This is a genomic window from Zunongwangia pacifica (assembly GCF_023499215.1).
GTDB lineage: Bacteria > Bacteroidota > Bacteroidia > Flavobacteriales > Flavobacteriaceae > Zunongwangia > Zunongwangia pacifica.
On sequence record NZ_JAKHSK010000065.1, the window covers coordinates 1 to 11,932 of the forward strand.

At 38.8% G+C, this 11,932-nt stretch carries 8 protein-coding genes; 7 read left to right on the forward strand and 1 reads right to left on the reverse strand.

Annotation, left to right across the window (positions count from 1 at the left end):
- A partial coding sequence (locus tag L1967_RS21595) for a hypothetical protein (RefSeq protein WP_249603571.1) occupies positions 1-194 on the forward strand: 194 nt, incomplete at its 5' end.
- 4 nt (positions 195-198) lie between these two features.
- The gene (locus L1967_RS21600) at positions 199-2,994 is read left to right on the forward strand and encodes a M16 family metallopeptidase (protein ID WP_249603572.1); all 2,796 of its coding nucleotides are present in this window, start codon (positions 199-201) and stop codon (positions 2,992-2,994) included.
- Between the two features lie 111 nt (positions 2,995-3,105).
- On the opposite strand, the gene L1967_RS21605 is transcribed toward L1967_RS21600, so the two are convergent.
- Complete coding sequence (locus tag L1967_RS21605; RefSeq protein ID WP_249603573.1) at positions 3,106-3,684, reverse strand: RNA polymerase sigma factor; 579 nt, start codon at positions 3,682-3,684, stop codon at positions 3,106-3,108.
- 217 nt (positions 3,685-3,901) lie between these two features.
- Between L1967_RS21605 and L1967_RS21610 the strand changes: the two genes are divergently transcribed.
- The 5 genes from L1967_RS21610 to L1967_RS21630 form a co-directional block, all read left to right on the forward strand.
- Positions 3,902-5,035, forward strand: coding sequence for a FecR family protein (locus L1967_RS21610; RefSeq protein ID WP_249603574.1), 1,134 nt, complete (start codon positions 3,902-3,904; stop codon positions 5,033-5,035).
- A gap of 146 nt (positions 5,036-5,181) precedes the next feature.
- Positions 5,182-8,400, forward strand: coding sequence for a SusC/RagA family TonB-linked outer membrane protein (locus L1967_RS21615; protein WP_249603575.1), 3,219 nt, complete (start codon positions 5,182-5,184; stop codon positions 8,398-8,400).
- A gap of 16 nt (positions 8,401-8,416) precedes the next feature.
- Positions 8,417-9,790, forward strand: a complete 1,374-nt coding sequence (locus tag L1967_RS21620; protein ID WP_249603576.1) for a RagB/SusD family nutrient uptake outer membrane protein — start codon at positions 8,417-8,419, stop codon at positions 9,788-9,790.
- 20 nt (positions 9,791-9,810) lie between these two features.
- The gene (locus L1967_RS21625; RefSeq protein ID WP_249603577.1) at positions 9,811-10,968 is read left to right on the forward strand and encodes a TlpA disulfide reductase family protein; all 1,158 of its coding nucleotides are present in this window, start codon (positions 9,811-9,813) and stop codon (positions 10,966-10,968) included.
- A gap of 302 nt (positions 10,969-11,270) precedes the next feature.
- Positions 11,271-11,932, forward strand: a 662-nt coding sequence (locus L1967_RS21630; protein WP_249603578.1) for a protein-disulfide reductase DsbD N-terminal domain-containing protein, incomplete at its 3' end; no start/stop codon positions are given.

Below are 11,932 nucleotides of genomic sequence, written 5' to 3' on the forward strand. Positions count from 1 at the left end.
GTAAGGAGATTACGACTATTGGTAATAAATGGAGTGATTTTCAGATCAGGGAATACAAGGCCAATGCGCAGCCGTACTATGTGTTGTTAGATGCAGATGGAAACCGGCTGAATGAGCCTACAGCTTACGATCCCGATATTGAATCGTATCTAAACTGGCTTGAAGAAGGAATTAAAAATTATAAAAACAAGTAAATACATGATTTTCAGAATAAAAAATAGTTTGGCCCTCCTGCTCGCTTTGCTGAGCTTTAGCCTTCATGCGCAACAGCTTGATAAGCCTATAATGCCTAAAGATTTCGCTTCAGGAATGTTGAACAATGGGATGCACTATTTCGTATTGCACAACGAAGAACCCAAAGAGCGGGCATCCTTTTATTTCGCCCAAAACGTAGGTTCGGTGCTCGAAAACGATAGTCAGCGTGGGTTAGCTCATTTTCTAGAACATATGGCTTTTAACGGCACCCAGAATTTTAAGGATAAAGAAATGCTTGAATTTTTGGAGCGCAACGGGATGAAATTCGGTTCAGAGATTAACGCGTTTACCAGTTTTGACGAGACGGTATATAATATTAATCAGGTACCAGTAACCCAGGAAAAAGTGCTGGATTCAGTTTTACTTATTTTGCACGACTGGTCGGGTTATTTATCGCTTACCGATGAAGAAATAGATAACGAACGTGGGGTGATTAATGAAGAATGGCGTACCCGTAATACGGCAGGTTTCCGTGCTAATTCTAAGATCTGGACCGAAGGCTATATGGCAGATTCCAAATATGGAGACCGTATGCCAATTGGCCTTATGGAGATCATAAATAATTTTGACTATAAAGAATTGCGCGACTATTACAGCCGCTGGTATCGTCCCGATCAGCAAGCAGTGATTGTTGTAGGAGATATCGATGTAAAACAGATGGAGGCCAAAATCAAACAGGTTTTTGGATCTATCCCTTTAAAAAAGGATTTACCAGAGCGCCCAGTATTTGATCTTCCTATAACTGATGATTTTGTATATATCAAAGCCACAGATAAAGAACTGGGGGAACCCAGCCTTCAATATTTCGTAAAACGAACACCTCAGGAATTAGGACTTACCGAAGGGATGAAAGCAGACCTTACGGCCAACCTTGCCTCCTATATTCTCAATAACCGCTTTTCAGAATTAATTTTAGAAGAAAACAGTCCGGTTTTAGGAGTGAGCTTTGGGGTAAGTGAGTTTATACGTCCTCTGGAAATTCTTAATTTAAGTGCGCGCCCTAAAAAAGACAGCCTGTTGAGTGCTTTAGGTTTTATGGTTAGGGAATATGAGCGTTTTGCCCAATATGGTGCCACCGAGGGCGAATTGAAGCGTGCCAAAGCAGCCTTTAAGACCAATATCGAATCAGCCAGCTCCAATATAGCTAAGCGCAGTAATGACTCCTATGCAGGCGAAATTTATCAGGACTTCTTTAAGGGATTACCTGTTGTAGATTATCGCTGGTCACTCGATTATCAATTGCAGGTCGTAGAAGAACTGACCAATCAATCGATTATTGATTTGTTAAGCCGTTTTGAAGGAAACAAAGGCCGAGGAGTAGGGATCACCGGCAACGACACCAATACCTATCCCAGTGAGCAAGAAATAGAAGATACCCTTAACGCAGTGAATGCTGAAGAATTAACTGTATTTGTTGAAGAGGGATCAGACAAGCAACTTATTAATACCGATTTGGCAGGATCCAAAATACTAAAAACAGCACCTGTTGAGGGGATCGATGCTAAGCAGTACACCCTGGCTAACGGACTTAAACTAGTGTTATATCCTACAGATTTTGATAAAGAACAGGTGTTCATGTCGGCTTTTAGTCCGGGTGGAAGTTCCCAACTATCGGAAGCTGAATTGCCGAATACGATCATTGCTTCTTATCTTGTATCGCAGTCTGGCCTTGGCGATCTTAATAAGATTGAGCTTCAAAAATTACTTGCCGGTACAGAGACTTCTTTAGGTGTTGCTATTAATGCTTATAGTGAGACGTTAAGTGGAAATAGCAAAACACAGGATTTAGAAACCTTATTTAAGCAGATCTACCTGCAATTTACCGCACCGCGATTTGATGAGCAGGCCTATGCCATCATAAAGCAAAATTTGGAAACGAATCTAATTGCCAAAGAAAAAAGGGTGACCAGTGCTTTTCAGGACTCTTTAGCGTTGGCGTCTACCGGGCACAGTAAGCGCAGTATTCTTTTTGACCAGGCCTTAATAGACGCGGTAAGTCTGGAAGGGGCGACTCAGGTTTACAAAGACCGGATCTCTAATGCCAGTGATTTTACCTTCGTTTTTGTAGGTGATTTTAAAGACGACCAACTATTGGAATTGGCAAAAAAATATTTAGGGAGTATCCCGGGGACCCAAAATCAGGAAAGCGTTATAAATCATCAAATGCATCCGCAGCCAGGAAAAACCCCTGTACACCTTAATCAGGCGATGGAAACCCCACAGGCGACTATAAGTGTAAGTTTTAGCGGCCCAATGGAATATACAAAGGAGAACAATCTTAAGCTTTATGTAATTGCTCAACTGCTGGACAAGCGTTATATGGAGCGTATACGTGAAGAAGAAGGAGGTTCGTATGGAGTAAGCACTTCGGGGAGTGTAGGCTCTTTACCTGAAGGAAATTTTGACCTAAGTGTAGGCTTTAACTGTAATCCAGATAAGGCCGACGATTTATTGGAAATTGTCTATGCTGAATTGGAAAAGATGAAGACCACTATCGATCTGGAGGAACTGGCAGAAATAAAACGTAATTACGAGAAGCAGATTTCAGAAAACCAACGGAACAATGGGTATTGGCTGAGCAATATTACTGCGAACCTAGAGCGTGGCCAGGCTATTTCAGATGAAGCAGGGAACATTGCCAGAATGAATGCAATAAATCCGGAAGAATTGAAAGAAACCGTGAAGAAGATCACTAAAAACCCGGCTATTATTGAAGGTTTACTAATGCCTGAAGACTAAAGGCTATAAATTCAGAAAGAAATTAGAATTTGTTTGAATTAGCCCTCTTACGATTTTGATTTTGCTCGAATTTACTTTGGAGAGCTTAAACGACAAGTTTAAGCTCTTTTTTTATTTAAAAAAGCTTGTTAGAATTAAGATTAACAAGCCAAGCACTTGTTGTCTGATTATACGTAGTGCCCTGGATATATGATCTTCAACTGTTTTTATCGAAATTCCCAGGTATTCCGCAATTTCTCTATTTTTTAGGTTGTGTTCACGTTTTAGTAAAAAAACTTCCCTGCACTTTTTGGGTAGACTTTCAATAGCTTTATCTATCTGCTCTAAACGTGGTTTTAAATTTTCTTCGTTCAATTCTTCCGTTTCTAAAACAGTTTCCATATAGATCGTGTCTGTTAGATAGACTTGCTTTTTATCTTTTCGGTATAAATCAATAAAGCGGTTATGGGTAATGGTAAATAGAAATGTTTTGAGAGAGGCTTGAGGATCCAAAAATGTTCTTTTTTCCCAAAGTTTCATAAAACTATGTTGCACAATATCTTCGGCTAGAGCCTCATCACGGGTGTAGGTGTATATAAAAGCGGTTAACGGTTCAACCAGTTCGTTAAAGATGAACTGAAAACATTGGCTATCTCCCGCCCTAAGGCAGTGTATAAGTTTTTCGTTGTGTTTAAAAGAATACTGAGACATAGTATGTAGGGATACTTCGGTAAATATAGCATAGATATGCTAACTGGCATTTTTTAAGTAGCTGCAAAAGGCAGAAAGCCCGTTTAAAACCTTTGCCTAATACATAAATACATAAATTCATGAGCTATAATCACAAATCTTTATCTAAATGAAAAAAATTCAATAAAAAAGCCGGGGTGGTTCATTTAATATACGTTTAATTAAAAAAAAGTGAATAATGGAGAGCAAATATATCGATTTTGAGAGATTAGTTGAAAAATTCATTCATGGAGATCTTTCAGATGAAGAACAGAAAAAGCTTGATTCTTTATTAAATGAAAAGGAAAATAAGAGGCGTTTTAAAGAAATGCTAAGTCTGGATTACAGACTAAATAAAAGATGGTTAAAAATCGAACAAGCCAAGAAAGATAAAATCTTCGCAAAAATGATCGAGGTGCCACCTGTAAAAAAGCTAAAACCTTATCAAAATCTATGGCGTATTGCCGCAATTTTTGCAATTCTTCTGGGTGGAGCAGTACTTTATTACATGTCTTTTGAAACCAAACCTACTCCAGAGCAGGTGGTGACACTAGATCTGGATACCGGAGTACATAAACAACTTGAAAAGGGAGCTACAGGCGTTATTGCTGAAACGGATGGTGTACGTATTGAACAACGCGGGGATACCTTGGTATATATCTCTAAAAATCAAGATAATATAAGTATCAGTTTTGATGAAATACACGTTCCTTATGGAAAGAGCAGTGTGGTAGCTTTGGCCGATGGCACATTAATCAACCTTAATGCCGGTAGTAGTTTTAGGTATCCTAATGGCTTTAAAGCTGAAGGCAACCGAGAAGTATTTTTAACCGGTGAAGCTTACTTTCAGGTCAGCCACGATGAGCAACGTCCTTTTTTGGTGCATACTAATGATTTGGAAATTCAGGTATTAGGTACCCATTTTAATGTACAGGCCTATGCTGATGAAAAAACATCTAATACGGTATTGGTTAACGGGGCTGTACAGGTAAAACAAACAGCCAACCCTGATGATGTAGTCGTATTGAAACCAGGAATGCAGGCTTTGTATTCTCAAGATTCAAAAAGCCTGGAAACTGTAGCTGTAAATACGGCTCCTTACACTGCCTGGGTTAAGGGACAGCTCTATTTTAATCAGGTAGATTTTATTCAGATTGCCCGCGTATTAGAGCGTAAATTTGATGTTCAAATTCAAGTGAATAATCCAGCCTTAAAAGAAGAGAAGTTTACGGCAAAATTTAAAGCAGAAAGCCTTGAACAGATTTTAAAATCCTTTAATGAAAGTTATTCTTTTGATTATGATATAAAACAAAATACTGTTGTGATCAACTAAAAAAAGGGAATGCGGCAACATTCCCTTTAGTAAACATGACAGTGATTTAAAACTAAGTTAAACCACTAATTCTACACTTTAAAAGTATGAAAAAATGTATTACGCACAGGTGTCGTAGCTTGCTATGGCCAAAAATGAATCTTGCTATGCGGTTCAGTATTCTTTTTATTTTCGTTGCCATCTTTCAAATACAGGCTAATTCCTATTCTCAGGACGTGAAAATTACCCTTCACGAGAAGCAAATAAGCATTCTTGATTTTTTTGAAAAGGTAGAGACTATTACCCCTTATTCGTTTTTGTACCGGGTAGGTGATATTGATCTTAACCGAAGGGTTGATGTATATGTAGATCAAATTCCTCTTGAACAGGTTTTGAGCCGTTTGTTTACTCCAGAAGGAATTACCTACAAAGTACTGGATAAGCAAATTGTTTTCAGTAAAAAAAATGAACCCCCCATAGAAGAAGAGGTCGTGGAACAACAAACCATCTTGGGGACGGTAACTTCTCAAAAAGGTGAGCCATTATTTGGGGTCACTGTAATTGTAGAAGGTACACGTCGCGGTGTTTCTACAGATATAGACGGGAAGTACACTATCGTAGCTGACCCCGGGGAAGTACTCCTCTTTAATATGTTAGGTTTTGAAAAAGCTTACCATACGGTAACCGATCAGCAGGTGGTAAATATTACTCTTAAAGAGCAGGCCTCAGAACTTGACGAGGTTATGGTTGTGGCCTATGGCGAGACCTCAAAGCGTTTTAATACCGGATCTGTAGCTCAAATAAATGCAGAAACTATTGAAGAACAGCCTGTAAATAACCCAATATTGGCATTGCAAGGTGCTGCACCGGGACTTTTTATAACTCAGGAAGCCGGTCGCCCCGGAGGGAATGTGACGGTGCGCATTCGAGGAGAAAATTCTATAAACAGCTCTAACCGGCCTTTGTATGTAGTAGATGGAATCCCTTATAGTGATGAGCCTATGAATCAGTTTGGATATATCGGTTTTCCTACTAAAGGGCATCAAAGTCCGCTTAATAGCATTAACCCGGCAGACATTGAAAGTATAAGTATTCTGAAAGATGCAGATGCCACGGCAATTTATGGGTCACGCGGTGCAAATGGCGTTATCCTGATTACTACCAAGCAAAACAAACTTTCTGGGAAAGGACTTGCTGTTAATGTAAATGTACTTACCGGTGTTAAAGAAGTAGGTCATATGATGGATTTGCTAAGCACTTCGGAATATTTGGCGTTTCGCCGAAAAGCTTTCCAAAACGACGGTATTGAGCCTACCAATAGTAATGCTCCCGATCTTACTTTATGGGACCAAAACCTCGATATGGACTGGCAGGAATACCTTTTGGGCGGTACAGCCAATTTTGTAAATGCCCAGGCCGGAGTTACCGGCGGTAATGCCAGAAACTCATTTTCGTTAAATACGTCCTATAATAGAGAAGGGACTATTTATTCGGGAGATTTTTCATACCAGCGTTTTAGTATTCGCTCGCGCTACAATTATAAGTCTCAGGATGATCGTTTCAAACTAAATTTACAGGCAAATTACAGCACCGATGATAATGATTCTTTTGGTGGTAATTTTGCATCCACCCTTGTTACACCGCCTAATTACAATCCATATAATGAAGATGGCTCGTTAAATTGGACTATTACAAATCCTATAGCTGCCTTAAACTCGTCTTTTGTAATTAAGACCCATACGCTTTTTGCAGATCTTAATCTGGGGTATGATATTTCAGACTTTTTAACGGCTAAAGTTTTAGTGGGGTATAACACAAATGATTTTGATCAGGTGCGAAAAAATCCTTCAACTTCACTAAATCCGGCTTATGCTAACTTTTCATGGGGAAGACCTAACGTAGAAAAGGGAACTACTAAACGCCAGACAATTAATATAGAGCCACAGCTTACCTACAAAAACCAAATAGGAAATGGAGTGTTTTCTGCATTACTGGGAGGTACGCTTATGAGGCGTACCCAGGATAATCAAACCATTACGGCGGGTAATTATTCTTCTGACTTGTTTTTAGATAATATAGGTGCTGCGGGAACCTATTCTATCCTGGCATCGAATACCGATTATCGCTACCTATCGGGGTTTTTAAGGTTAAATTACAACTGGGATAACAAATATTTGTTCAATGCATCGGTAAGAAGAGATGGTTCCAGCCGCTTTGGCCCTAATAACCAATATGGAAATTTTGCCGCGCTTGGCGCCGCCTGGATTTTTTCTGAAGAATCCTTCCTTAAGGATCAATCGGTTTTTAGTTTTGGTAAATTGAGGGCGAGTTATGGGACAACAGGTAATGACGGGATAGCAGATTATGGTTACTATCAATTATGGACTGCCACCTCTTCAGTTAATACAGAAACTTCAACCGTTTTGACACCTTCAGGATTGGCAAACCTTGATTACAGCTGGGAAAAAGTAATAAAATTTGATGTGGCTTTAGAGTTAGGATTTTTAGAAGATCAAATTCTGTTGAATGCTAATTACTATCTAAATTCTACAAAAGATCAGTTGGTTGGTTTACCATTGCCATCACAAACCGGTTTTACTACGGTAAGTGCAAACCTGCCTGCGGTGATACGCAATACCGGAATTGAGTTATCTCTGAACACCAAAAACATGAGTTCTGATACATTTAGCTGGAATACAGCCTTCAATATTACTTTTCAGAAAAATAAATTGGTCTCTTTTGACGATCTAGAAGCCTCCTCGTATGCCAATACCTATGAGATTGGCTCTTCAATCTTAAGCCAGAAAGGATATTTAGCTTCCGTTAATCCTGAAACCGGGGCTTATGAAATTGAAGATCTTGACGGTGATGGGCAAATCACCTTTGCTGGTGACCGTACCATATTGGGCGATCGTTTGCCTAAGTTTTATGGAGGTCTGCAAAATGATCTAACCTACAAAAACTGGAGTCTGGGCTTTTTGTTTCAATTTGTAAAACAAGAAGATTACAATTATCTAAACAATGTTTACACACAGGTAGGAGGTCGCTCTAATTTTGATGATTCGTTTCTTGATTACTGGCAGCAGCCGGGCGATCGGGTAATTGTACCTAAGCCTACAAGCCTTGCCGGTAGTTCATTTTACAATGCGGTGAGTTCTAATCTTAACTGGGACGACGCGTCGTATATCAAGTTACGTAACGTAAACCTTTCTTATCGTTTACCCGCCACCTGGGTGACCCAGATAGGTATGCGTAATGCCCGTGTTTATTTTCAGGGACAAAATCTGCTTACAATAACCTCTTATAAAGGATTAGACCCAGAATCAAAATCAACCTTTGCACCGCCATTACGTACACTTTCTTTAGGTGTACAGGCTAATTTTTAAACCATAAACAGCACTTATGAAAACCTATATATATAAATTATGCTGTATTGTAACAGCTTTTGTAACGCTTTGCAGTTGTGAGGCTTATTTAGAACCCGATCTTTCAGACAATCAATTAGCAACATCAGATGTTTTTGTGTCAGATGCTACAGCACTTGCGGCAATAAATGGTATTTATGGTGATTTTACGCAGCGTGTAGATCCAATAAGTATTTCTAACGGTAGCCTTAGTGTGATAGGAGGGCTGTGTGCAGATGAATTGTATGATTTTACGCAAGAATATCAAGCTTATAACATTAATGAAGTTCCTTTTACAGCATTTGGTCCTGAATATTATTACTGGTTTGATACCTACAATATTATTTACTCTGCAAATGCTATTTTGGAAGGTCTTGAAGATGCTCCTAATTTATCTGAGGATCTCAAAATACAGTTACGTGGAGAATCTTATTTTGTTAGGGCCTTTTTACATTTTTACCTGGTGAATATGTATGGGGGTATTCCTATAATTATTTCAACAGACTATAAGGAAAATGCATCTAAGGGCAGCGCGTCTGTTTCTGAAGTTTACGAGCAGGTAGTTAACGATCTTAAAAAAGCAGAAGAGCTTTTAACCGATGAATATCCAAGCAGTAAAAAATTACGACCCAATAAATATGTGGTTCAGGCGATGTTGTCTCGGGTGTATTTGTATATGGAAGAATGGCAACTGGCAGAAGAGTATGCGACAAAGCTGATAAGTGGTCCTTATGCTCTTGAAGAAGATCCGAATAATGTTTTTACTATTGAAAATGAAGAAACGATATGGCAGTTAATGCCTTCAAATGCAAATTCTACCGTTGTCAATGAGGGGCGATGGTTTAATCCCGGGCAAACTCCTACCTATGTGCTTACCGAGACCGTATTGAATGCTTTAGATACTGAAGATGCCCGTTTTGAGAACTGGGTGAAAAACGTAGAATATGAAAACCAGATGTATTATTATCCTTTTAAGTATAAGCCTTCAGGCGGTACCTCAATTGCGCAATACAGTGTTGTATTGCGATTAGGGGAGCAATATTTAATACGAGCCGAAGCGCGAGCAAAACAGGATAAACTTAACGGTGCTCTTGAAGATCTTAATAAAGTACGCACCGTACACGGAGATCTGGAAGGCTTTGCAGGTGGAATGAATCCGGAAGAGCTACTCTCAAAAATTATTGAAGAACGTCAAATAGAATTTTTAGGAGAATGGGGGCACAGATGGTTAGACCTTAAACGCACAGGGAAAGCCGATGCCGTTTTAAGCGTTTTAAAACCAAAAACCTGGGAAGCTACCGATGTGCTCTGGCCTATAAACACCAAAGAATTAGGAGCGAACCCTAAATTGGAACAAAACCCTGGATATTAATAATGACTAAAGTATATAGAATGAATAAACTAGTTAAGATTTTTATTTGCACCGCTGTTTTAACTGCCATACAATGTAAAAATTCAGATTCAGATAAAAACACTAAAGAATTAGAACAATTCAAAATATCAGGAACCTTTAAAAATCAACCTGATGGCATGATTTATCTTGAAGAGTTAGATGTGCCAGAGGGTGCTTCAGCATCGGTAGACTCAGCACAACTTCAGGATGGTCACTTTACATTTACAGGCAAAGTTGATTTTCCAAAATGGTATACCATTAAAACTTCAGATACAACACAGTGGCCTTTGCGTTTCGTTTTGTCTAACGAAGACATTACTTTAAATGCGGTAAAAGACTCTTTATATAAAGCAAAAGTAACTGGAGCCTCAGTTAATGCAGAGTATCAGGATTATTATGATACCTATTTTGAACCCATTCGAGGTAAAGCAGGGCCAATATATCAACTGCTTGACTCGCTTAACCAGGGAGGAAAACGAGATCTGACTAAGGACGAGCGAACTATGATGGACAAAAAGTGGGAAGAAATGAGCAGATTTAGCGACAGTCTCACTAAACTTTATGTTTCCCATAATCGCAGTAGTCTGGCAGCTCCTATGATTATTTCAGAGCGTTACATTCAATATGCAGATCCAGATAAAGCCGATGAACTTTACCAACTGCTTGATCCCAAAGTGCAGTCTTCCTATTACGGTGAAAAGCTATCAAAAGCTTTAGAAGGGTATAAGTCGGTTGCAGTAGGTAGCAAAGCCCCCGCTATAAAAAATCAGGTAGATCTTGAAGGAAACAAAATAGGCCTAGAGGATTATCAGGGGAAGTATGTACTCGTAGATTTTTGGGCAAGCTGGTGTGGCCCCTGTCGTAAAGAAAATCCTAATGTTTTAAAGGCATATAACACTTATCACAGCAAAGGCCTTGAAATTTTAGCAATTTCGTTAGACGAAAATCGTAAACTCTGGGAAAAGGCGATTGAGAAAGATAAGCTTCCGTGGCAACATGTTTCCGATTTAAAAGGCTTTAAAAATCAGGCAGCTCAGGATTATATGGTGAGTGCAATACCACAAAATTTCCTGATCAATCCAGAAGGGGAGATTATTGCTACAAATCTGCGAGAAGAGGGGCTTCATGAGAAACTGAAGGAAATATTTAATAATTAATTCTAAAAATTGAAGCTTTCTAAAAAAGTAATTCTATTCCCATTTTGTTTTATACAGAAAATTATTTAGGGTAAAATAGATTGTTTTTTAGAAAGCTTCTTCCTTTAATATTAGAAGTAACTGCTTTATCGCAAACCGTTTTTCTTTTACATGTTTTAGTAAATATATTTCAACCATTTCCAATTTTTTGAAGGTGTTTTTTCACCTTTAGTATGCATAGATGCAGTATCTAAAATCCGAGCCAAATTTATTTTCTGTCTGGAGTTTTTAGCGATTGCTGCATTTAAAACTTAATTATTTAGATGAAAAATTATTTTATAGTTCTATTCCTTTTCATAAATTCTTTAGTATCGGCTCAAGTCTTTGATCCGATAAGTTTTACTAATGAAGTAAAGCAGGTTGAAGGCGATACGTATGAACTGATTATTACGGCCAGTATAGACGGGGCTTGGCATCTCTATTCTCAACATGTTGGTGAAGGAGGTCCCATACCTACAACATTTACTTTTGAAGATACAAAGGGGCTAAAACTTATAGGTAATGTTAAAGAGCCCGAAGGACATACCGTCCATGATCCTGTTTTTGAGATGCAAATCAAATTTTTTGAGCAGGAAGCCATTTTTAAACAACAATTCAGGCTTACCAATACTACGGTAAAAACTATAAATTTCGCGGTAGAATATATGGCCTGTAATGATACACAGTGCCTACCGCCAGAAACCAAAAATTTTAGTGTATCCTTTAATAATTCAGCAGAGAACAAAGAAGCAGTTAAGCTTTTAGATAAAGACACATCTAAAAAAGTTAGCGAAGACATTGCAACAGAAGTAAACGACGGTGGTCATAACGATACTTTTTCGTCAGAGGATACGATTTCGAACCAGCAATCGGCAGTTAAAGCCTCCGCACAAAAGGATTCGCTCTCCCGTCTTCCAACTTCAACGGTGCCCCAATCCAAATCAGC